This window comes from Mycobacteroides sp. PCS013 (genome assembly GCF_049532645.1).
Taxonomy (GTDB): Bacteria; Actinomycetota; Actinomycetes; order Mycobacteriales; family Mycobacteriaceae; genus Mycobacterium; species Mycobacterium gwanakae.
On record NZ_CP150131.1, the window covers coordinates 3,405,967 to 3,427,665 of the forward strand.

Sequence of the window (21,699 nt, forward strand, 5' to 3'; positions counted from 1 at the left end):
CGATGTCCAGGCGTTCCGTCTTCACGGTGAATTTTCCGGCTCCGGCCGAGAAGATCTACCAGGACTTTGCCAGCCGGGACTACTGGGAAACCTTGATGTCGGCGTACGGATGGCTCACCCCTGTCTCCGAGATTCACACCCACAGCGTGACCGATCGCGGTATCGACGTGGTGCTCAAGCAGAATCTGCCCCGCATCTATCTGCCACCGATCGCGCAGAAGGTGATGCTCACCGACATGGTGATCACCCGGGTGCAGCATTTCGAGCCGTTTGATCAAAGCAAGGGATCCTCGCTGGGCAGCTACGGCGCCTCGGTTCCCGCCGGACCGGGCTCCTTCACCGGAGTGTGCAGGCTCTCCGATACCGATCACGGTTCTCAGCTGAGACTCTCCAGCACATGCAAGGTGTACATCCCGTTCATCGGGGGCAGGCTCGAAGACTTGATCCTGTACCACGTGAACGACCTGTTCCGGGTGGAGGAAGGTTTCATCACCGACTGGATCTCCAAGCACCACTAGATCGCGATGCGGGTGTCAGTAGTCCGACTCGGCGGCCAGCAGCTCGGCGAGGAACGCGTCATCGGCCGGCCTGGCCAGTCGGGAGCGGGCGAAAGCCCGCACCCGATCGCGTAACCCACTGGGCTCACCCGCGCCACCGGCGCCCACGCTCACTCGCATCGCCGACCAGTCGGCATTCCAGGCCGGCACCTCTTCAGCGGGCCGCTCCTGTGCGTCCAAGACCGGCAGCACCGCGCCGCCATCGGCATCCAGCACGCCGGCCGCATGAAACACACCGCAGCGCAACAAGACCGGAATACCTTCGGACGATTCCGGGCCGGATATCGCCGCCCGCACCCGGGCGGTCACCGTCGCATCCTCGGTAACGACCGCCCATCCGAGATTCTGCTCGGCCGCGTCGAAAATCCCCGGCGGCACGTCCGACCAGGCGATCGTCACGCTGCCGAAAGCGATCGCGCCGGGGGGCCGGGGTTCGCCACCAGAGCCGGCGGCCAATGCATAGTCCTCGCGCCGTGCGGCCCCGCTGTCCGGTGAATCCCACTGGAGTCCAATCTCATCGGCAAGTTCGCGGCACCGTGCCACGAGCAAATCCACGCGCGGGTCACGATGAGAACCCAGTGCCGCGCCATGCGGTGCCAACAGCCCAGCGACATCCGCGTCCAAGGTGTCGTCGGTGAAATAATCCTCGGCCGCCGCAGTCAGCACCGCGAGCTCGGCGTCGAGCACCGACCGGTCCAGTACGGCAATGCCGTCACGGCGGCTGGCCGGCCACCATCTCCGAAACCAATGCCCCAACGCCAACCGCCGCAAGACATCCGTAGATCCCGGTAGCACCAACACCGACGACAGCTCGATCACCTCTGTGGGATCACGATCACGCAGCGCCTCGACGACGGCGACATGTCCGGCCTCGCCGAGGACCCTCCACATCCAGTCGGCCCGCTCCGCATCCGTGAAGCTGATCACCGGCGGATCCGCAAGGGCTTCGATCGACCACGACAACACCGCACCGCTGACCTCGAGAACGGCGACCGCCGGAACCGGCGCAGGCACAGGACCTGTTGTCCACAAACCTGATTCATTGATCAGTTTCATCCGGCGACCTGCAATTCCAGCATGGCTTTTATCCGCTGCCGGTGGTCCAGGCTCACCGAGCGTGCCACCCCTTCCAGCAGCGACCGGAGATCATCGACGTCACCGCAGGATTCCTGCCAGACATCGCGACCGTGCAACCGGGCCCACAACCTGCTCAGGTAGGGCCGTGCGAATGCGGTCAGGTCGTCGATGACCTGGCGCTGTCGGGGGTGGATGGCGTCACCGGCGGCAAGGTAGCGCCGGGCATGCATGACGTAGGCCTCTTTCGCGAGCCGAGCCTGGACGCGTCCGGACAACTCGTAGCGCGTCGCCACCGAATCACCCAGTGGCCGTAGGTCCGTGGCCACCTCGACGCCGGCCAGCAGAGCGGCCTGCTTGTCCTCGCTCAGCAGACCCCATGGGGCGCAGGCTCGGTCGACCTCCTCGGCACACAGCAAGGGAACATCGGGCAGCTCGTCGCGATCCAGCGCCCGGCGCAGCGTGGCCCGTACCCGGTCAACAACGCTGCGATCCATCGGACGGGCGCCCTCGGTTTCTCCGTCGATGACCGGAGGCCGTTGCGGCTCAGCGGAACTCAACCCGATGTCGACAATGGACCACGGCAGAGCGGAAGCGTCGCCATGCGCGCTGGCGCCCAGGTTGTATGGGGTGGCATCGGCAATCAGGGCCGCCCACACCCGTTGGCGCGCCGACATCTCGCCATGACTGTCGGCCGCGCCGAGCACCGTGGTGAGGCCCGTGAAGAACGGTCCCGTGATGCTGTCGTCCGGCCGCACATCGCGCCAGCTCCGATCCCGCAACCTGGCGAGCCGGGCCACCACATCCGGGTCCTCGACGTGACGGTTGAGTACCTCGATCGCCGTCCGGTCCCGGTCGCGATGCAGGTCGTGCAGAATCTCCATCACCGTGTGCCGATCCGCAACCTGCGGAACACCTTTGGTGACGGCCAATTCGAAACACACCGGGAAGTACAGCTCTTGAGCGTTGCCTGTGGTGATGCGCTGCCGGCGCCGCTCGGCCTTGAGCATCACGAACCAGTCTGCGGTGGCCCGCAACTGCGGGCCATGCCCCACGATCAAGGCATGCATGGCCGCGGCCACCTCCGCCCCCAGCACCGGCGCGGAAAAGGCCGCATTGCTACGCAACCGCAGGACCAGCGGGTCCAGGATTCGTTTCACGGTCCGGCGCAGCGGCCCGCCATCGTCGGTGCTGAGCACCTCGACGCCGGAGCCGATCGCACGCCAGGCCCGGTCGATGACGGCACGCCGCGGCACCGCCGACTGCACCGCGACGGCGGCCTCGGATGTTGCCGACCCGATGCTCACCGTCACAAGGGTAATCGTTGTCTGCCGACCAAAAGTTGGGTTCGGTAGCAGCCGGGCGGGCCGACGCTATCGACATGAACACAGGACTGTTTCCCACCATTGCCAGAGTCTTCGGTGGATGCGCGGCGTTGCTGTCCGGTCACCGGAACACGTCGGCGCATCCGGACGAAGAGGCCGACGAACGACTCGTCACGATCGAGGAATTCGCCGCCGAATTCGACCACTTGCTGATCCGCAAGCGGCTGTTGACCGGGGCGCAGCGCGCGGTGATCGCCCAGGGCACCCGCTCCCGCGGAGTCGTCACCGGGATGAATGCCACCAGCGCGGGCCATGAGGTGCAACTGGACCTCATGGTGACGCGGCCGGACGGTGGCCAGTTCCCGGCACGGGAGACGGCGGTGATACCTGCCGCCACGCTGCCGAAGATGGCGCCCGGCAGCATCGTCGACGCGTACTACCGGCCGGGTGACCACAGCATCATCGCGGTCCGGGTGCACGCCGGCTGATTCAACGGGCACCGTCAACGGCGAAACTGACCACAGCCGCCCAATGCAGCGGGCTCGCCGCATGGTCGCCGTCGCGCCAGCGCCGCAGCTGAACTCGCTGCCAACGATTCACCGCGCGGCCGGCATCCTCTTCGCAATGCGCACGGTCCACCTCTGCGACCGTTTCGGCCATGGGATCTGTTGTGTGCGTGGAGAACTGGCTGTAGGCAGCTGCTGTCGGCAGCGACCACAGGGTCGCGGTCACCAACTCCGCCCCACCCAGGATCATCGCGGCGGCAAGCCCCGTCGCCTCATCAAAGCGGTAATCGCCGCCAGACGAACAGGCCAACAACGCCACTCGCGGCGGGATCGAGAGCCGCGCGGCCATCATGTCGGCGGCGGTCAGCGGGTGCTCCTCGGCCAGATGCAGGGCCGCCCGCTCGGCGTGGCCGACGGTGCCCTCCGCCGCGCTGGCGTGGCCGACGTACAGCATTCTGGCCGGGCGCTGCGCACACATCTCCGCAAGCCGGTGGCGGTCGATATCGTTCCGGCGGAACAGTTCCACAGGTGCGCCGACCGCAGGCAGCACCTGGCAAGCGTCCATCAGCTCGCCGAAATGGCGGGTCAGAGGCGCCTCCGGAGACGGACGGCCCAGCACCGAACCCAACGTTGAATCCGGGCGCTGCCCGGGAACTCGCGGGTCAAGCAGCAGTACCGCAGGACCGTTGTGACGATCGCACCACCGCGCCGGCTGCCGTGGCGCATGCACGATATTGGGCGGCACCGCCATCAGCACGTCGACCAGCTCCATCAGCCGGAAACCATCTGTGCCCGGCATGGCCAACTGCCCCCAGGGCACCCGGGACAACCGTGGACTGGGTGTCACAAACAGCACCGCACGCGGAGATGACACGGACTCGGACAACAGCTTCCAGCCGTCGGCGGCCACCAACTGGGAACCCAACGCGCGGGCCAGGTCGAGTTCGGCATCAGGCCGCGCAAAGGCTCCCACGGTCAGCGCCCGTTCGATGGCCAGGAGCGCAGTCTCAGACTCGGACGGATCCGGTAGCGCGGAAAAGAGCGCGCCGCAGGCAATTTCCAGGGCTTGCTGCTCGATGACCCAGGTGACCGTCCGGGACGGATCTCCCACCACACGCAGGCTCGCGTAGGTGGCGATGCCGAGATCGGCGAATCGCAGAACCAAGGTGTCGGTCACGGCCAGGTCGACCATTCGTCATCGGCGGCGGTGACCTCACGGCCATACCGCTGCCAGGCCAGTTCCCGATAGCCGCTCATGATCTGATCACCGGCGGGATCCATCCGCATCGGTGGCAGCGGCCCGAGGCGGGTGAGCCCACCATCCGCCTGCACTGGCGGAGCCGCGGCCACCAACGCCAGATCCCCCTCGACGGGAACCGCCGCAGTGGCCATCGCGGCCCAGGCACCGGGCGCCGAACCTGCCTGCTTCTCGCTCAGCTCAGCAGTGAAAGCCCCTCGTGCACTGTGATATTCAATCAACTCGGTGAGCAGAACGGTGTTGCCCCATTCCTTCGCCACCGCGAAGGCGCCCGCCAGTAGCGGCGCCGACACACACCTGGCCCAGCGCATCCGCGCACCCGCATCGGGGATGGCGTAGCGCACCGCGTCGACAGCCAGCGCCGCAGGCACCTTCAGGTCTGCGGCCTGTTGAAGCTTCGACATCGCGCGCTGGTAACCGGGACCGTCCACATCACCGGGCACCGCTCCGGTGGCGGGGTCGAGACCAAGATCGGCCAGCGCGTCGGCACGCCAGATATTGCCCAGCTGATCGTCGAGACGGGCATACTGCAGCCAGCTGTGCCGCGGGTACGAGTCCAGCAGTTCCCGGGCCTGCGCCACCTTCTCGACCGCAACGGCGAAGTCACCGCGAAGAATGGAGATCCAGCTGCGCTGCAGCAGGATTCGGTGAATGTGCAGCGGCTTTTCGATCTCGCGCCAATGCCGCTCGGCATGCCCCCAGCATTCGTCGGCCTCGTCCAGCGCGCCCATCCGGAATCTGATCAAGCCGAAGTACAGCCAGCTACGGGACACATCGTGCGCCCGGACGTGATCGGCAATCGCCGGGTATGCCTGGTGAACCAGCGTCTGGGTTTCGGCGATATCGCCGTCCGACCACCGCGCCGCGGCACGCTCCAACTGCGCACGGGCAGCGGCCAACTGCCAGTCCCGCGCGCCGGCGCGCGCCTCGGCGCGCCGCAGCCACGGCTGCGCCTCATCAAGCCGGCCGGTCTCGACGCAGAACCGGCCATACGACAACGCTCCGTTGACAAACAGATGATCGGACTCGGGGTCACCCGCACCCGCGTATTCCTCGAGCTGATCGAGGAGGACGGCCCATATCGGCACCGAGTCCGCATACATATCGTCGTCGCACAAACCCCTGGCCATCAAAATTCTGGCGTAGCAGATCAGGCCGCGCTGTTCGATGGCCAAATCCTCGAAGTCCCCGGGCGTATCGATCAGAGTGTCCAGACTCGCCGCGGCACCGTCGTGATCACCGCTGGCCGCCGCCAATCCGGCGGCGAGGAACGCGGCACGCCGGGTGTAGCGACAGATCAGGTGGTCGATCTCTGCCTCGGACATGGTGACCCGCGCGGCCAGATCGGGGCGCCGCCCCGATCGAATTTCCGCGTAGGAGGACAGACACTCACGAATCCGCCGTATACCTTCCGTCACGCCGTCGTAGGCGGTACGCACCAGATAGACCTCGGCAAGCTGGGCCAACACCTCGCATGCCAGATCGTCGCGGTCGGCCTCCTCGGCCTGGGCCAGCAGTGACAACAAGATCTCCTTGGCGGCCTCTTCCTTGGCCGCCAGCGCCAGGTGACGGGCCCGCTCCAGGTCACCGATGATCGTCACCTCCGAATAGTAAAAAGCGGCGGGCGTGCTGTGCACGCCCGCCGCAGTCGAGATGTCAGCCGCAGCTCACCTTGATGGTGAACGGCTTGGTGATCATCCCGGCCATCGGGTTCTTGACGTCGGCACCCGACGCTTCGCCCGTGATGGTGTACGTCTTTCCGTCGACCTTGACATCGGCCGAGCCGACGCTGGCACCCATCCCGCTGCTCACCGCGAGCGCGGCACCGTCGTACACCAATCCCAGCGACTGCACCTTGGGCGGCGCCTCGTCGGTCATCACCACACCCAGACCCTGCTGGCCGTTGACGGCGCCACTGGCCACGTTGATCTTGCCGCCCTGCTTGACGCACGTCACCGACTTGAGGTCGAGGCCGGCCAGGTCCTTGCCGTCCACCTTGACCTCGGCGTTGCTGCCCGAACTGACCTGCGATCCACCCGGCTTGTCGGTCGAGCAGCCCACCACCACCGCACCGGCGGCGAGAAGTCCCATGGCACCCACGATCACTCGATTCATCATCTGTCCCTTCATCGTCCGTCGCCCCGATGGCTCCGTCATGGCTCAAGTGAAGGCGGGCCCATCCGCTACCGATCCCAAGAAATCCCGATTACCGCAGGCAGCAGCCGTCCAGGCACCATGGAGACGTGGCACCCTCCCCCACCCCCCGACCTGGGTCCTCGCCCACCCGCCCACAGGGGGCCATCACCCGTGGCACCACCGGGATCAACCGGCTGCGCCGCAGTGACCGCTGGCTGGTCCATCACCCCGAGGTGCAGGCGGTGCTGGCCGGTGCCGCCGACCCCCTGGTGGTCGATCTGGGATACGGCGCCATGCCCACCACCACCCTGGAGCTGGCCTCACGGCTGCGGACGGTTCGCAAGGATGTCCAGGTGGTGGGGCTGGAGATCGATCCGGCACGGGTGGTTCCCCCGCGTGACGGGGTCCATTTCGGTCTCGGCGGATTCGAGTTGGCAGGCCACACACCGGTTCTGGTGCGCGCTTTCAACGTGTTGCGCCAGTATCCGGAATCGGAGGTGGCGCAGGCCTGGGCCACGATGGCGGCGCGGCTGGCGCCCGGCGGGCTCATCATCGAGGGCACCTGCGACGAGCTCGGCCGCCGCTGCGCCTGGCTACTGCTCGACGCGTCCGGACCGCGAACACTCACTCTGGCCTGCGATCCCTTCGATATCGACAAGCCATCCGATCTGGCCGAGCGACTACCGAAAGCCCTTATTCACCAAAATGTTCCGGGCCAGCCCATCCACGATCTACTCGCCGCGGCCGACCGCTGTTGGGCGTCGGCAGCACCGCACGGCGTGTTCGGCCCCCGAGTCCGTTGGCGAATGATGTTGAAATCACTGCGCGACAACGGTTTTCCTGTCGAGCCACAACGCCGACAGGTTCGTGATTGCATCTTGACGACACCGTGGGCAGCCGTCGCGCCACTGGCCTAGGCTTGGGGGTATGCGGATAGTGTTGGCGCAGATCACCAGCAGCGCCGATCCCACCGAGAACCTGGCCACCGTCGCGGCCAGGGTGCGTGACGCCGCCGACCAGGGCGCCACCCTGGTCGTCTTCCCGGAAGCCACCATGTGCCGATTCGGTGTACCCCTGCGCCCCGTCGCGCAGCCGGTGAACGGCCCCTGGGCAGACGGAGTCCGCACGATCGCGCAGGAGGCGGGACTGACCGTCGTCGCCGGGATGTTCACCCCCGCCTCGGACGGACGCGTCCACAACACGCTGCTGGCCACCGGCCCCGGCGTGGACACCCACTACGACAAGATCCATCTCTACGACGCGTTCGGCTTCCGTGAGTCGGCGACCGTCGCGCCCGGGGACAACCCGGTGCTCATCACGGTCGACGGTGTCACCGTCGGACTGACCACGTGCTACGACATCCGCTTCCCCGCCCTCTACACCGACCTGGCACGACGCGGCGCGCAAGTGATCACGGTCAGCGCGTCCTGGGCCGCCGGGACCGGAAAATGGGATCAATGGACGCTGCTGGCACGGGCGCGGGCGGCCGATTCGACATGCTTCATCGCCGCATCCGACCAAGCGCTGCCCGCTCTGGAGGCACCTGCCAGCGGATCACCGACAGGGATCGGCGGCAGTCTGCTGGCCTCACCCACCGGCGAACTCATCGCACAGGCGGGTCCGGAACCGGAGCTCATCGTCGCGGATTTGAACCTGGACGCGGTTGCCGAGACCCGCAAGATCTTGCCCGTCCTTAACCCGTCCTCAGTCGAATAGGGCACAATCGCGCGGGTGACGACACCGCCTCAGCCGCCGCTCGGACCACCTGGATCGACACCTCCCGAGCCTTCGCCGTGGCAACCGCCGTCCCAGCAGGTTCCGCCTGCGCAGCAGGAGCACGCACCGACCCCGCCGCCGGAGCAGCTGCCCACCCAGCAGAGCCCGGTGGCACCGCCGCCGGTCGAACCCCCGTCCGCAGAGGCACCGCCGCAGCCCGCCGAACCCGAGAAGGGTCGCGACTACAGGTCGCTGGTACTCATCGCGGTCATCGTCGTCGCCGTGTTCGTGGCCGCTGTACTCGGTATCGAGCTCTACGCACGCCAGCGGACCAGCAGTGAGGTGAACGCCGCCACCTCGTGCCTGGTGCAGGACGGCGCGACCGCGTCGTTCGGCCCGATGCCGCTCGTTGTGCAATACCTCGGCAATCACATCGACAAACTCACGATCAAGACCGCGGGCAACCAGATCGCACAGGCCAAGAAGATGTCCGTCGCCATCACGGTGCGTGACATCTCGCTGAAGAAGACGGCGGACTCGCTCGGCACGATCGGTCGCCTCGACGTGGAAGTGTCCTGGCCGACCGCCGGCATCACCGAGAGCGCCCGTGACCTCGTGCCGGGAATGCTCGGATCGTTGGTGGGCGATGCGACCACCAATGAATCCACCGGTGAGGTGACGCTGAGCGCTGCCGGAGGGCTGGCCCAGATCACCACCAAGCCGGTCATCAAGGACGGCATGGTGACGCTGCAGTCCGAGAACGTCTCCGCGTTTATCGGGCTGCCGCGCGAGATCATCCAGCCGGCGCTCGACACCTTCTCGAAGGGACTCGTCGGCGGCCAATACCCGATGGGGCTCAAGGCCCAAGAGGTCAAGGTCACCAACGACGGCATCACGGTGAAACTGTCGAGCACCAATCAGCCGATGAAGCCGGTCGAGAACCCCTGCCTGCAGAACCTGTCTTTCTAGTGCAGAAAGCCGTCCAAGACGGCGCGGCTACTCGATAGACCGAGCCGGGTCGCGCCGGCCTGGAGCATGGCCGCGGCATCCTGCGCCGTGCGGATACCGCCACTCGCCTTGACCTCGAGCCGGCCGCCGACCGTCTCGGCCATGATCCGCACGGCCTCCACCGAGGCTCCGCCCGCCGGGTGAAATCCGGTGGAGGTCTTCACGAAATCGGCGCCGGCGGCCTCACTCACCCGGCTTGCCTGGCGGACCGCCTCGGCACCGCCATGTTCCAGCAGCGCCGCGGATTCGATGATGACCTTGAGGGTCGCCGACGGGATCGCACGCCGGACTGCCTCGATATCGGCCTGTACCGCGGCGAAATCGCCTGCGACCGCGGCGCCGACGTCGATCACCATGTCGATCTCCGTTGCACCCGCGGCCACGGCAAGGGCCGCCTCATGCGCCTTGACGGACGAAAGATGTTTTCCCGACGGAAATCCCGCGACCGCCGCAACAATCAGCCCGGGAGCCTCCACCGGCAGCATCGAAGGCGAAACGCATACGGCGAGCACTCCGAGATCGGTGGCCTCGGCGATGAGGGCTTGCACGTCCTCGGGTGTCGCTTCGGGTTTGAGCAGGGTGTGGTCGATGCGTGCGGCGACCTCCCCGCGCGTGGGCCAAACCGCCGGTGTGCCTACCGAATCCGTCATGGGCGTAGCGTCCCATACGTGACCTCCCAGCATGAGCGTGCGGTCGTGTTCGCTGCCCTTCACCAGTCCGGGATATTCGTGGTCCCCAACCCGTGGGATGCCGGATCGGCCCGGATCCTCACCGGTTACGGCTTCCCCGCGCTGGCCACCACCAGTGCCGGGTTGGCCTTCTCCCTCGGACGGCAGGACGGCGCCAACCTGGTCAGCCAGGCCGAGACGCTGGCCAACGCGTCCCACATCGCGGCGGCCACGCATCTGCCGGTTTCGGCAGACCTGGAGAACGGCGGCCCCACCATCGGGGATATCGCTATGACGATCCGCGAAGCGGCGGCCTCGGGGTTGGTCGGCGGGTCGATCGAGGATGCCACCGGGATTCCGGACGCCCCGATCTTCCCGCTGTCCGAGGCGGTGGACCGCATCACCGCGGCAGCGCACACGGTGCGCGATCTGCCCTTTCCGTTCACGCTCACCGCCCGTGCCGAGAACTTTCTGTATGGCCGGGCAGACCTGGCTGACACCATCACACGACTGCAGGCGTACGCCGATGCCGGTGCCGACGTGGTGTACGCACCGGGCCTGCCGGACGCAGACGCGGTCCGCGCGGTGTGCGCGGAGGTGGATCGCCCGGTCAATCTGCTGGCCGCCGGATTCGTGCTCAACCATTCGATTGACGAGATCGCCCACTGGGGCGTGCGCCGGATCAGTCTCGGGTCTGCGATGGCACGCGCGGCGCTCGGGGCCTTTATCGACGGAGCACGGGAAATCGCCCAGCATGGCACCTTCGGATTCGCGAACCGAGCCATCCCCTATCCGCAAGCCAACGCCCTGTTTCCGTAAGCCTTGCGGTGCACGCACTCGGCCAGATACGCGACTAGCCCGCGGGAATCAGTCCGACGACACCGCTGCACATCTGCCGGAAGTTGACGATCCCGAAGATGCTGCCGCCGGGGACCAATTGGCATCCCGCGCGCCCACCGGTCATCGGGCCGCTGCCACCACCGCCACATTCCGGCCACGCGCCAAGACCTTGCGACTGCAAAACACTCTCGGCCACGGCAATCTGCTGTTCACGGGAAGCATCGGCGGGATTACCCACACCGCCATGAGATGCCCACGTGGACGGCTTGAATTGCAGGCCACCATAGAAACCATTGCCGGTATTTGCCGACCAGTTTCCACCGGATTCACATTCGGCAATCGCGTCCCAATTCACAGAGTCGGCCGACGCGACGCTCGCGGTCATGGACAGCGACATCGCAAACAGCACATTCATGATCAGACACACCGCACGCCTATCCCGTACCCATCGTGCCCGGTCCATGACGACCTTCATGTCACTGCACCCCGATCCTCTGTGCCCGGAGAGATCACGTGATGCGTGATGTACCACCTGCCACTCCGGTCGTGATCAGATTGTGATCACTGTTGTAATCGTTACTCACGAGGTGTGCGTTACGCAAGCGGAGAATGGTAAGAAAAGTTGCCATTGGGCTGTCTGAGGCTTTAGTGAATTCTTACTTCCACCAATAACACCGAGATAAACCACCGGTCTCGGGTGAATTACACATATGTAATTCACGGGCGCCATTGATTCACGTCACACTGCAATTTGCTTACCTTTACGCGGCGCGCCTTGAAGCCCCCGCCGCAGCGGCGAATCGCGGTGCCGGGAGCCGCCGCAGAGGGACCTAGATCTCAGGTCCGCCGGGGTTGCACTGAGACACCGTCATCAATGCCTCGTCCACCTGCGGCCGCCAGGGCTCCAGGTTCCAGCTCGGCTTGTTCGGAATGAACACCCGTCCGTACCAATGGCAGTCGAATTGCATTCGCATACCGGGCGTTTGCGCGTCGGGGGCCAGTGCGAGAACCTCGGCCCAGGCGATATCGGCACCATCGGGCGCCTCGTAGGTGCGCCCCAGCGGCGTTGGATATACACGCAGTGTGCGACCCAAAGATGTTGCACCCCAAGACACGTGGTCAATGAGCACAGGCCCGGCAGCAGCCACCGGTACCACATTCGCGGCCAGTAGCACGGCCGTCGCGACCAGCGCCGCGACCGCACGCATTAGCGCGACTTGCCCTGCACCTCAAGCACACGGGGCCGAACATCCACGAAGTACACCCCGGCGGCCACCGCGGCGATCCCGGCGGTCAACAGCTCCAACCCCGGAATCAGGGTCAGCACGGCGGCTCCGGCAAGAATGACTATCCAGGTGGTTTTTGTCTGCTTTTCTGCGGCCACGAACGCATCCGCTGGCTGAATCGCGGCATGAACCAGCGCGACGATCGCCGCGACCAGAGCGACGAGGGAAATCAGCGCGAAGACATGAAAAGTGAAAGCCACCCGATCAGCCTACGTGGCTGATCGGGTGGCTGTCGGAGCTGGAATTGCCTACTTCTGGGTAATGGTGCGGGTCGCTGCCTTCTTGGCCGGAGCCTTCTTGGCGGGCGCAGCCTTCTTGGCAGCAGCCTTGGCGGGGGCGGCCTTCTTGGCGGGCGCGGCCTTCTTGGCCGGAGCCTTCTTGGCGGGCGCGGCCTTGGTGGCCGGGGCGGCCTTGCTCGACAGGTCGATGCCGACCAGCTTGGCGGCACGCTCGCCGACGGCGCGAGTCTGGCTGGCTACGGTGCCCAGCGCCTGCTCGGTCAGCTCGGCGTAGTTGCCGACCAGACCCTCAGCGCGAGTCACGTTCTCTTCGATGCCGGGGGTGCTGCGGAGACGCTCGATGGCCTCTTCACCACGCTCGGCGAGGTTGTTGTAGATATCGGTCGCCACCTGCAGGTAGGCCTCGGCGACCTTGCGCAGCTCTTCGGGGGTGAACCGGTCGCGCAGTTCGTTGACGTCGGTGGGCAGCTCGGCCGACAGCTCGCGCAGCCGGTCGCGGGTCTCGTCCACGCGGGCGCCGGCCTCAGAGGCGGCTTCCTCGGCACGCTCGCGCAGCTTGACAACCACATCGGCGACGGCCGCCAGGGCAAGGTCACCGGCGCCGACGGCTACGTAGAACGGGGTTTTCAGGTCTTCGAACGAGGTGTTCTTCTTGGTCATGCCAGATTCCTTTCGGGGATGGGGAAAGTTATTCAGTTGTCGCCAGGGGACTCGGGGTCGGATTGAGCCAGATCCGAATTTGCTTCGGCGTTTTGCTGAACGAATGAGCTGTAGACGTCCAACAACACCTGCTTCTGCCGCTCGGTGATGAAGGTATCGGCAATGATGGCGTCCCGTACCGGGCTGGCATCACTACGATCCAAAATGCCTGCACGCACGTATAACACCTCCGCCGAAACCCTTAGCGCCTTTGCGATTTGATTGAGCACCTCGGCCGACGGACGGCGCAGTCCGCGTTCGATCTGACTGAGGTACGGGTTGCTCACGCCGGCCTTTTCGGCCAGCTGACGCACGGAGACCTGTGCGGCCTCACGCTGTGCGCGGATGAAGCCTCCGATATCGGAAGCGGCGTTGCTCACAGCGGTGGCGAGGTCTGATTCCTGCGACATAAGAACCACGGTAAGCTGCAGTGCTAGCTATTGCAAGCACTTCTGTTAGCAATGTGGGCCAAGTCACTCCCGGTCGGGAATAGCCGGGTCAGGGCCTTTTTAGAAGAGCACCTGCGCGATGGTGTAGATCACCAAACCTGCCAGCGAACCCACCACTGTGCCGTTGATACGAATGAACTGCAGGTCACGGCCGACATGCAATTCGATCCGGCGACTGGCCTCCTCGGCGTCCCATCGCTCGATCGTTTCGGTGATGACGGCCGTTATCTCCGCGCCGTACTGATCCACCAGATGCCGGGCCGCACGCTCGACCCAACCGTCCACCTTGTCGCGCACGGACTCGTCGTCACGCAGCGTCTCCCCGATCCGCACCACGGTGTCAGCGATCCGGGTACGTAGCTCACTCGACGGATCATCCACCGACTCGGTGATCATCTTCTTGGCGGCGGACCAGGCGGTGGCGGCCGCATTCTGGACTTCCGCGCGGGCCATCAACCGGGCCTTGATCGCTTCGGCCTTGGCGATGGTCAGGTCGTCGTGCTGCAGGTCATCGGCGAAGTCGTACAACAGCCTGTTCACGGACTGGCGCAGGTCGTGGTCGGGATTGCGACGCACCTTATCCGTGAAGTCGACCAGCTCGCGGTAAATGCGGTCACCCACGAAGTGGTCGACGAATTTGGGGGTCCAGCTGGGCGAGTCACGCACCACCACTCGATCAATGGTGTCGCTGGCGCCCAGTGCCCATTCGAAGGCCCGATCGCACAGCAGCTGGATGACCGGTGCGTGGCGGTCCTCCTTGAGCACCGTCGAGAGCACGCGCCCCACCGGCGGCCCCCATTTGGGTTCGGCGATCCGGCGCACGATCACACTGTCGATGGTCTGCTGCACGTCCTCGTCGCGCAGCATCTGCGCGCCGACCCGAAGCACCGTGGAGGCTTCGGCCGCGACGCGCTCGGCATGCGACCGGTCGCTCATCCATTTACCCAGCCGGCCCGCGATCTGTGCATCGCGCACCTTTGCGGTGATGACCGCCGGCGACATGAAGTTTTCCCGGACGAAGTTCCCGAGCCCCTCGCCCAGCTGATCCTTCTTGCGTTTGATGATCGCGGTGTGCGGGATTTTTAGCCCGAGAGGGTGCCGGAACAATGCGGTTACAGCAAACCAGTCGGCAAGCGCGCCGACCATACCCGCCTCTGCGGCTGCTCCGACATAACCCACCCAGCCCGGCGCGCCTATCGACTGCCACCAACGGCACGCCAGAAACAGCACGGTGGCTCCGACCAGAAATCCCGTGGCCACGGCTTTCATTCGGCGAAGCTGTTTCCGGCGCTCCTCGTCGACGGCCGAATTGCCCATCGCGAAGACACCACCGGGTGCTTTCCGCGTGCGCGGCTGATCGCTGTGCTTGCCTGCCACGCCTCCATCATCCGGTATCGAGCGCGTTACGCATCCCCGCGGGGGCCGTCAAGTACTATCGGTTACAGATAACTATGGGAATGTGGCGATAACCGTGGCAAGTAAAACGCAGCCTGTGGCTATCAAGACTGATGGTCGCAAGCGCCGCTGGCATAAGCACAAGGTCGAACGACGTACCGAGCTCGTGGACGGCACTCTCGATGCCATCAGGCACCGGGGGCGCGATATCAGCATGGATGAGATCGCCTCCGACATCGGCGTCTCCAAGACGGTGCTCTACCGGTACTTCGTTGACAAGAACGATCTGACAACCGCCGTGATGACCCGGTTCGCGCAGACCACGCTCATCCCCAAGATGGCTACGGCCCTGACTGCCCGCCTCGACGGGTACGACCTGACCCGGACCGTGATCAAGGTGTACGTCGAGACCGTGGCCGCCGAGCCGGAGATCTATCCGTTCGTCATGGCCAACAGCTCCACCAGCCGCAGCAAGGCCATCGCCGACTCCGAACGCATCATCGCGCGCATGCTCGCCCTATCACTGCGTCGCCAGATGTCTGAAGCGTCGATGGACACCCACGGCGTGGAGCCGTGGGCGTACATGATCGTCGGCGGCGTCCAATTGGCCACTCACTCCTGGATGTCGCACCCGCGGATGAGCTCCGATGAGCTCATCGACTACCTGACGATGATCTCCTGGAACGCGGTGCTGGGCATCGTGGGTGTGGGGGGATCTCGCGAGACGTTCGTCGACATGCCCCATCCGTCACCGGTTCCTCCCGCGCTACAAACGCGTCAAACCCACCCGGCGTAACCGACCTCGCTAGGGTCACAGGGCATGACCCTCAAGATCGACACGTCCGCTCTGCGCTACCGGCCCGGCCTGAATTTCGCCGATGTCGACACCCGTTCCACACCGGGGTTCGACGGGGCGCGAGAGGACGGCGAGGCCCTGCAGGCGGAACTGTCCGAACGCTTGGGGCTGCTGCAGGAGATGCTGTACGCCAACGGGCGTAGCGGAGACCACCGCTCGGTGCTGCTGGTCCTGCAGGGCATGGACACCTCCGGCAAGGGAGGCATCGTCAAACATGTTGTCGGGCAAGTCGATCCGCAGGGAATTGAACATGTGAGCTTCGGGGTGCCTACCGAGGAAGAGCGTAAGCACCACTACCTGTGGCGGATTCGCAACGCACTGCCCGCCGGTGGGCAGCTTGGGGTCTTCGACCGTTCGCACTATGAGGACGTCCTGGTGGTGCGGGTCCACGACCTGGTGCCTCCGACGGTCTGGGGCGCCCGCTACGACGAGATCAACGCCTTCGAGAAGGAGCTGACGGAGGCCGGCACGACGATCCTCAAGGTGGCACTGGTCGTATCGCTCGACGAACAGAAGAAACGCCTGGCCGAGCGCCTGGACCGTCCGGACAAGTACTGGAAGTTCAATCCCAACGACATCGACGAGCGCGCATTCTGGCCCGCCTACCAGGAGGCCTATCAAGCGGTGCTGGAGCAGACCAGCACCGAGTACGCGCCCTGGCACGTCATTCCCTGCGACCGCAAGTGGTTCAGCAGGCTCGCGGTGACCGCACTTCTCGACGAAACACTCGATAGCCTCAATCTCTCGTGGCCACCCGCTGATTTCGACATTGAGGAACAGAAACGCCGCCTCGCGCAAGCGTGAGACGGCGTTGGCCTGTTAAGTCTCGCTATTTGACGAGGGTGAACTGACCGACGTTGGTGATACCGCGACGGAAGAAATCCGCGCAACCGGTCAGGTACCGCATGAAGCGGTCGTAAACCTCTTGCGACTGAATCCTGATGGCTTCCTCGCGGCGCTGTTCAAGATTCTGTGCCCAGATATCCAAGGTCTTGGCATAGTGCGGCTGCAGCAAATGCACGCGCTCCAAGTTGAACCCGGAGTCAGCAGCTAGCTTCTCGATATCCTCAACGGCCGGCAACTGCCCGCCGGGGAAGATCTCCTCGCCTATGAATTTCATGAATTTCAGGTCACTAATGGTAAGCGGAATTCCATTTTCCCGGAAGAATTTCTGGGTGTGGGCCAGAATCGTATGCAGAAGCATTCGACCATCACTGGGAAGAATGTCATATGCGCGTTCGAAGAAGATCGGGTAACGCTCTTGCTTGAATGCCTCGAATGCACCGATCGTCACAATTCGATCGACTTTATCGTTGAATTCTTCCCAACCCTGCATGCGAATTTCCGCGGTGCGGCCGGTTTCCGCGGCGACCTTCGCCAGACGCGTGCGGCTGTACTCGCTCTGGTTCTTGCTCAGCGTGATACCGACGACGTTGACGTCAAACTTACGCATGGCGCGCTCCAGGCAGGCACCCCAGCCACAGCCGATGTCCAGCAGCGTCATCCCGGGCTCAAGGTTGAGCTTGCCCAGCGCCAGGTCGAACTTGGCCAGCTGCGCCTCGGCGAGAGTCAGGTCGTCGCGCTCGAAGTACGCACAGGTATAGCCCATGGTTTCTTCGTCAAGGAAAAGGCCATAAAATTCGTCCGAAATGTCGTATATGGACTGAGATTCCTCGTAGTACGGCTTCAGATCGGACATTTACTACAGCACCTAATTCCCATCACATTTTGGCTACTCTGTACTGGACGGCACCCTAGCATGGTCAACTGTGCCTACCTCTTAGGAACGGCCACCGGCCAGTCCAACTGCGTCAACAGCGCCCGGGCCGACCCCTCTACCTGTTGAGCATCCTCTGTGACCCCCAGAACGCGCAAGGTCGCGTCCGCCAACGCCTCCGGAGAGATCGAATCACCGTCGGCGCGAAGCATGATTACCGACTCGACGAGCCGGAAAGGTAGCCGCTCCACCCCATCACGGATCATGTCCGCGCGGCCGGCCGCCGCCGCCAGATCCTGATAGTGCGTGCGGAGCTGGTCCCGCTTGCCCCGGAACACCGCGAATCGATCGGCACGCAGATCAGGTAGTAGATAGAGCGCACCCAGGTTCCATCGGCTCGCCGCCAGCTGGGCGGCATCGGCCAGCGCCAGCGCGTACAGACGCACAACCGGCGCCTCCGGGCGATCGGCGATCAGCCCCGCGTAGTGCAGGGGCTGGTCGATCGTCATCGCCAGCAGCGCGTCGAGGATGTCGTCCTTGGTCTTGAAGTGGTAATACAGCGAGGCCTGCTGCACGCCCACCGACTCGGCGATGCGCCGGGTGGTGGTTGCCGCGAACCCATCGGTGGTGAACAACTCGGCCGAAGCATCGAGAATCTCGTCGCGGGTTGTTTTTCCCTCGCGAATCGGACTGGTGCGCCGCGGTCGTCCTGACATTGTGCCGACCCTTCCATGTACCGCTCGGCAACGCCCTCATTCCATCGGGTGGTGAGCTTTTCGTCATCGCTGCGACATCTGCGAAACGACAATGTTACACCGCGCCCACGTTCCGAAACGGCACTGTCACCCATGCGTACCGGGCGCCCGTCAGACTTACTTACCTATCGCATGACAGATATTTCTTCCCACATAGAAGTGGGTTTTCCAACCAGACAGGGCGCATAAAACGGTGCCCCAGGACCGACTTGGGAGTGCCCATGAACGCCCCGATGGCCACCGAATCCGCGGCGCGGTCTGCGGCGAGCATCGCCGGATCCGACTCCGACGACCTTGCCGCGTTCGGCTACAAACCTCAGCTACACCGGAGCCTTGGCAAATTCGCATCTTTCGCAGCCGGATTCTCGTTCGTCTCGATCTTGACGACGATCTTCCAGCTGTTCGCATTCGGGTTTAGCTTCGGCGGCCCGGCCTTCTTCTGGACCTGGCCGATCGTCTTCGCCGGGCAGTACATGGTGGCGCTGAATTTCGCCGAACTCGCGGCGCGCTACCCCATCTCGGGAGCCATCTATCAATGGGCCCGGCGGCTCGGCGGTGCTGTGGTGGGCTGGTTCGCCGGCTGGTTCATGATCATCGCCCAGATCGTGACCGCATCTGCGGCGGCCATCGCACTGCAGGTAGTCCTGCCAACGATCTGGAGCGGATTCCAGCTCATCGGCACGGACTCCTCGTTGACCAGCGTCAGCGGCGCCTCGAATGCCGTGTTGTTGGGATCGCTGCTTCTGGTCGCGACCACGGCGATCAACGCCGTCGGGGTCAACTGGATGTCCCGCATCAACTCCATCGGCGTCACCTGCGAGATCGTTGGTGTGGTCGCCGTGGTGGGCATGCTCTTCGCCAGCGCCGAACGCGGTCCGAGCGTGGTGCTACTCACCGGCGAGGCGGGCAGCGGATATCCGTGGGCATTCCTGGCAGCGGGGCTCATGGCCGCTTATGTGCTTGTCGGATTCGGTTCGGCCAGTGAGCTCGCCGAGGAAACCCGGAACCCCCGCCGGGTTGCCCCGCGCACCATCTTGTCCGCGATCGTGGTGTCGGCGATCGGCGGGGCGCTGATGATTCTGGGCGCCCTGATGGCCGCCCCCAGCCTGACCGACGGCCAGCTCGCCACCGGCGGCCTTCCATATGTATTGGACAGCAAGCTGGCCTCCCCGTTCGGCACCCTGCTGCTCGTCGATGTGGCCATCGCGGTGTTTGTCTGCACCCTGGCCATCCAGACCGCGGCCTCACGCTTGATGTTCTCGATGGCCCGCGACGGCAAGCTGCCGTTCTCCTCCGTGCTGTCGCACGTGAACCCACGGACCGGCACACCCATCGCGCCAGCGGTGGTGGTCGGGGTGTGCTGTGTCTTGATCCTGGTGGTCAACTTCGGCAACGCCGCACTGTTCACGAGCCTCTGCAGCGTCTGCATCGCACTGATCTACCTGGCCTACCTGATGGTCACCACACCGCTATTGTTGCGCCGCTTGGGCATCGGCGGCAGCAAGTGGGACGCGAATGTGGGCCAGACCGATGCCGACGGACGAAAGCTCTTCTCTCTCGGACGATTCGGGCTCCCAATCAACATCCTTGCCGTCTGCTACGGCGCGTTCATGGTGCTCAACCTGTCCTGGCCGCGCGCGGCCGTCTTCGATCCGACCGGCACACACCCCTACCTGGTGTGGATAGCGCCGATCTGTATCGCCGCGGTGCTCGTCGCCGGGATCGCGGCCTATCCGCGACGTGCCGATTCCACCACCGGGGAGCTCTCCTGATGACGACCGCTACCACCAAGGGAGCGCGCGACCACGCCCGCTCACAGGCCGGGCAGATCACCGATGCGATGCCGGTGCTGCCCGCCTCCAACTGGCCCTGGACCCCCAGCGATATCACCGCGTCGGCCCTGATTTGGGCTGAGACCATCCCCGGCGGCCGGTACGCCGGCAAGGTGCTGGGCCGCGGCACCCGGCTACGGCTCACCGACGTCACCGGCTCGGCGTGCGTGAGTGTGGTGCTGCTGCGCGTCGATGCCCCATGGGAGCGGCTCAACGTCGCCGACACCGTCAAGGTGCCGTGGCAGGCCTATCTCGGCACCGGTCATCCCTTGCTCTCGGATCAGGGCCGGGTGCTGGCCACCATCGTCGCCGACAGCTCCGGACATCACGACACCTTCTGCGGAACCAGCACGCTGACCGCGAATGCCACCAAATATGGAGCGGGCGATCTCTATTCGAATAGTCCCGCGGGCCGCGAGCTGTTCACGCTGGCCGCCGCAAAGCACGGGCTGGCTCCGCGGGACATCGGTCCATCGGTGTCGTTCTTCCACGGGGTGCGTGCCGAGGCCGACGGCGCACTACACAGCACCGGCACCGCCGGCGCGGGGGCTGCGGTGGATCTGCTGATCCACCTGCCGGTGATCGCCCTGCTGGTGAACACCGCCCACCCCCTCGATCCGTCGCCGACCTTCGACACCGGACCCGTCCAGGTGCTGGCCTGGCCCGCGCTCGATGAGTTGGCCGATCTGCCCAACAACGATCCGGAATACCAACGTGCGGTGCTCAACACCGAAGACGCCTGGGCCGCCGCCCGGAACGGAGGAACACTGTGACAAGCACGGTTCTCGACGAAGTCGTCCCTGCCCGTGCCCCGTGGAGCGCTGTCGTCGCCGCCGGTGATGTGCTCACGATCATCGACCTGAAGGGCAACCAGGCCGTCGACACGCTGTTGTATTCGGCAACCGACACCGCAGTGCGCTATTCGGCACAGGCGACCATCGCGGCGCAGTCAAACCTGTTCCTGCGCAGTGGAACAGTGCTGCGCGCAGAAGACGGTAGCCCGCTGATGACCATCGTGGAGGACGAGGTCGGCAGCCACGACACCATCGGTGGGGCATGCTCGCAGGAATCGAACACCCTGCGTTACGGCCACCACACCAAACACCAGCACGCGTGCGTGGAGAATTTTCTGCTGGAAGGCGCCAAGTGGGGCCTGGGTAAACGAGACCTGGTGTCCAACATCAACTTCTATATGAACGTCCCGGTGGATGAGGACGGGACGCTCGGGATTGTGGACGGCCTTTCAGCACCGGGAAAGAAGATCAAGCTCCGGGCCGAGGTGGACACCCTGGTACTGGTGTCGAACTGCCCGCAGATCAACAACCCGTGCAACGGATTCGATCCCACCCCGGTACGAATGGTGGTGGAGAGCGTATGAGCATC

General features: G+C 64.9%; 25 protein-coding genes. 11 read left to right on the plus strand and 14 right to left on the minus strand.

Annotation, left to right across the window (positions count from 1 at the left end):
* Window positions 1-2: 2 nt before the first annotated feature.
* Complete coding sequence (locus RHO23_RS17135) at window positions 3-518, plus strand: DUF2505 domain-containing protein (RefSeq protein ID WP_064409634.1); 516 nt, start codon at window positions 3-5, stop codon at window positions 516-518.
* A 15-nt stretch (window positions 519-533) separates the two neighbouring features.
* Here the strand turns inward: RHO23_RS17135 and RHO23_RS17140 are convergent, their stop codons facing one another.
* Window positions 534-1,613 (minus strand): hypothetical protein, encoded by a 1,080-nt coding sequence (locus tag RHO23_RS17140; protein WP_423488071.1) that lies wholly within the window; start codon window positions 1,611-1,613, stop codon window positions 534-536.
* Complete coding sequence (locus tag RHO23_RS17145; protein ID WP_423488072.1) at window positions 1,610-2,938, minus strand: hypothetical protein; 1,329 nt, start codon at window positions 2,936-2,938, stop codon at window positions 1,610-1,612. Before RHO23_RS17145 ends, RHO23_RS17140 begins: the two co-directional genes overlap by 4 nt.
* A gap of 68 nt (window positions 2,939-3,006) precedes the next feature.
* On the opposite strand from RHO23_RS17145, the gene RHO23_RS17150 reads away from it, so the two are divergent.
* The gene (locus RHO23_RS17150; RefSeq protein ID WP_423489246.1) at window positions 3,007-3,444 is read left to right on the plus strand and encodes a hypothetical protein; all 438 of its coding nucleotides are present in this window, start codon (window positions 3,007-3,009) and stop codon (window positions 3,442-3,444) included.
* A gap of 1 nt (window position 3,445) precedes the next feature.
* Here RHO23_RS17150 and RHO23_RS17155 read toward each other — a convergent pair whose 3' ends face one another.
* Genes RHO23_RS17155 through RHO23_RS17165 form a run of 3 tightly spaced genes read right to left on the minus strand, consistent with a single transcriptional unit; the run spans window position 3,446 to window position 6,835 of the window.
* Window positions 3,446-4,654, minus strand: a complete 1,209-nt coding sequence (locus RHO23_RS17155) for a CHAT domain-containing protein (RefSeq protein ID WP_423488073.1) — start codon at window positions 4,652-4,654, stop codon at window positions 3,446-3,448.
* Complete coding sequence (locus RHO23_RS17160) at window positions 4,636-6,321, minus strand: hypothetical protein (RefSeq protein ID WP_423488074.1); 1,686 nt, start codon at window positions 6,319-6,321, stop codon at window positions 4,636-4,638. The genes RHO23_RS17155 and RHO23_RS17160 overlap by 19 nt, the downstream gene beginning before the upstream one ends.
* Before the next feature lie 55 nt (window positions 6,322-6,376).
* Window positions 6,377-6,835, minus strand: a complete 459-nt coding sequence (locus RHO23_RS17165; RefSeq protein WP_030096411.1) for a lipoprotein LpqH — start codon at window positions 6,833-6,835, stop codon at window positions 6,377-6,379.
* 128 nt (window positions 6,836-6,963) lie between these two features.
* Between RHO23_RS17165 and RHO23_RS17170 the strand changes: the two genes are divergently transcribed.
* The 3 genes from RHO23_RS17170 to RHO23_RS17180 are packed head-to-tail and all read left to right on the plus strand — an operon-like array spanning window position 6,964 to window position 9,541.
* Entirely contained in the window at window positions 6,964-7,773 is an 810-nt protein-coding gene (locus tag RHO23_RS17170) for a class I SAM-dependent methyltransferase (protein WP_423488075.1), read from the plus strand.
* Window positions 7,774-7,783: 10 nt separating this feature from the next.
* On the plus strand, window positions 7,784-8,572 hold the full coding sequence (locus tag RHO23_RS17175; protein WP_064409638.1) for a carbon-nitrogen hydrolase family protein: 789 nt from the start codon (window positions 7,784-7,786) through the stop codon (window positions 8,570-8,572).
* A 15-nt stretch (window positions 8,573-8,587) separates the two neighbouring features.
* Entirely contained in the window at window positions 8,588-9,541 is a 954-nt protein-coding gene (locus RHO23_RS17180) for a DUF2993 domain-containing protein (protein ID WP_046254844.1), read from the plus strand.
* Here the strand turns inward: RHO23_RS17180 and deoC are convergent.
* The gene (deoC, locus tag RHO23_RS17185) at window positions 9,538-10,230 is read right to left on the minus strand and encodes a deoxyribose-phosphate aldolase (protein WP_070923039.1); all 693 of its coding nucleotides are present in this window, start codon (window positions 10,228-10,230) and stop codon (window positions 9,538-9,540) included. The genes RHO23_RS17180 and deoC overlap by 4 nt on opposite strands.
* Window positions 10,231-10,248: 18 nt before the next feature.
* Here deoC and RHO23_RS17190 point away from each other — a divergent pair, with 18 nt between their 5' ends.
* Window positions 10,249-11,067 (plus strand): isocitrate lyase/PEP mutase family protein, encoded by an 819-nt coding sequence (locus RHO23_RS17190; protein ID WP_423488076.1) that lies wholly within the window; start codon window positions 10,249-10,251, stop codon window positions 11,065-11,067.
* A 34-nt stretch (window positions 11,068-11,101) separates the two neighbouring features.
* Here the strand turns inward: RHO23_RS17190 and RHO23_RS17195 are convergent, their stop codons facing one another.
* The 6 genes from RHO23_RS17195 to RHO23_RS17220 all read right to left on the minus strand — a co-directional run bounded on the left by RHO23_RS17195 (window position 11,102) and on the right by RHO23_RS17220 (window position 15,156).
* On the minus strand, window positions 11,102-11,563 hold the full coding sequence (locus RHO23_RS17195; RefSeq protein WP_030096401.1) for a transglycosylase family protein: 462 nt from the start codon (window positions 11,561-11,563) through the stop codon (window positions 11,102-11,104).
* A 355-nt stretch (window positions 11,564-11,918) separates the two neighbouring features.
* A complete protein-coding gene (locus RHO23_RS17200) occupies window positions 11,919-12,296 on the minus strand; it encodes a DUF2599 domain-containing protein (RefSeq protein WP_070920979.1) in 378 nt (125 codons plus the stop codon).
* On the minus strand, window positions 12,296-12,574 hold the full coding sequence (locus RHO23_RS17205) for a DUF2516 family protein (RefSeq protein ID WP_064409641.1): 279 nt from the start codon (window positions 12,572-12,574) through the stop codon (window positions 12,296-12,298). Before RHO23_RS17205 ends, RHO23_RS17200 begins: the two co-directional genes overlap by 1 nt.
* Window positions 12,575-12,622: 48 nt before the next feature.
* Window positions 12,623-13,273 (minus strand): hypothetical protein, encoded by a 651-nt coding sequence (locus RHO23_RS17210; RefSeq protein ID WP_030096398.1) that lies wholly within the window; start codon window positions 13,271-13,273, stop codon window positions 12,623-12,625.
* Window positions 13,274-13,305: 32 nt separating this feature from the next.
* The gene (locus RHO23_RS17215; protein WP_030096397.1) at window positions 13,306-13,722 is read right to left on the minus strand and encodes a helix-turn-helix domain-containing protein; all 417 of its coding nucleotides are present in this window, start codon (window positions 13,720-13,722) and stop codon (window positions 13,306-13,308) included.
* A 99-nt stretch (window positions 13,723-13,821) separates the two neighbouring features.
* Window positions 13,822-15,156, minus strand: a complete 1,335-nt coding sequence (locus RHO23_RS17220; RefSeq protein WP_423489247.1) for a DUF445 domain-containing protein — start codon at window positions 15,154-15,156, stop codon at window positions 13,822-13,824.
* 76 nt (window positions 15,157-15,232) lie between these two features.
* Between RHO23_RS17220 and RHO23_RS17225 the strand changes: the two genes are divergently transcribed.
* Entirely contained in the window at window positions 15,233-15,952 is a 720-nt protein-coding gene (locus tag RHO23_RS17225) for a TetR/AcrR family transcriptional regulator (protein ID WP_423488077.1), read from the plus strand.
* Window positions 15,953-15,976: 24 nt separating this feature from the next.
* Window positions 15,977-16,816 (plus strand): polyphosphate kinase 2 family protein, encoded by an 840-nt coding sequence (locus RHO23_RS17230; protein WP_264920205.1) that lies wholly within the window; start codon window positions 15,977-15,979, stop codon window positions 16,814-16,816.
* A 25-nt stretch (window positions 16,817-16,841) separates the two neighbouring features.
* On the opposite strand, the gene RHO23_RS17235 is transcribed toward RHO23_RS17230, so the two are convergent.
* Both RHO23_RS17235 and RHO23_RS17240 read right to left on the minus strand, forming a co-directional pair.
* Window positions 16,842-17,711 carry a cyclopropane mycolic acid synthase family methyltransferase gene (locus tag RHO23_RS17235; RefSeq protein WP_264920206.1) on the minus strand — a complete coding sequence of 290 codons (870 nt, stop codon included), beginning with the start codon at window positions 17,709-17,711 and terminating at the stop codon, window positions 16,842-16,844.
* A 74-nt stretch (window positions 17,712-17,785) separates the two neighbouring features.
* On the minus strand, window positions 17,786-18,445 hold the full coding sequence (locus tag RHO23_RS17240) for a TetR/AcrR family transcriptional regulator (protein ID WP_264920208.1): 660 nt from the start codon (window positions 18,443-18,445) through the stop codon (window positions 17,786-17,788).
* A 260-nt stretch (window positions 18,446-18,705) separates the two neighbouring features.
* Between RHO23_RS17240 and RHO23_RS17245 the strand changes: the two genes are divergently transcribed.
* From RHO23_RS17245 to RHO23_RS17255, 3 genes are read left to right on the plus strand one after another with little or no spacing between them, the layout of a single operon-like run.
* Complete coding sequence (locus tag RHO23_RS17245) at window positions 18,706-20,256, plus strand: amino acid permease (RefSeq protein ID WP_423488078.1); 1,551 nt, start codon at window positions 18,706-18,708, stop codon at window positions 20,254-20,256.
* Window positions 20,256-21,089, plus strand: coding sequence for an urea amidolyase associated protein UAAP1 (locus tag RHO23_RS17250; protein WP_264920212.1), 834 nt, complete (start codon window positions 20,256-20,258; stop codon window positions 21,087-21,089). The genes RHO23_RS17245 and RHO23_RS17250 overlap by 1 nt, the downstream gene beginning before the upstream one ends.
* On the plus strand, window positions 21,086-21,694 hold the full coding sequence (locus tag RHO23_RS17255; protein ID WP_264920213.1) for an urea amidolyase associated protein UAAP2: 609 nt from the start codon (window positions 21,086-21,088) through the stop codon (window positions 21,692-21,694). Before RHO23_RS17250 ends, RHO23_RS17255 begins: the two co-directional genes overlap by 4 nt.
* Window positions 21,695-21,699 lie beyond the last annotated feature (5 nt).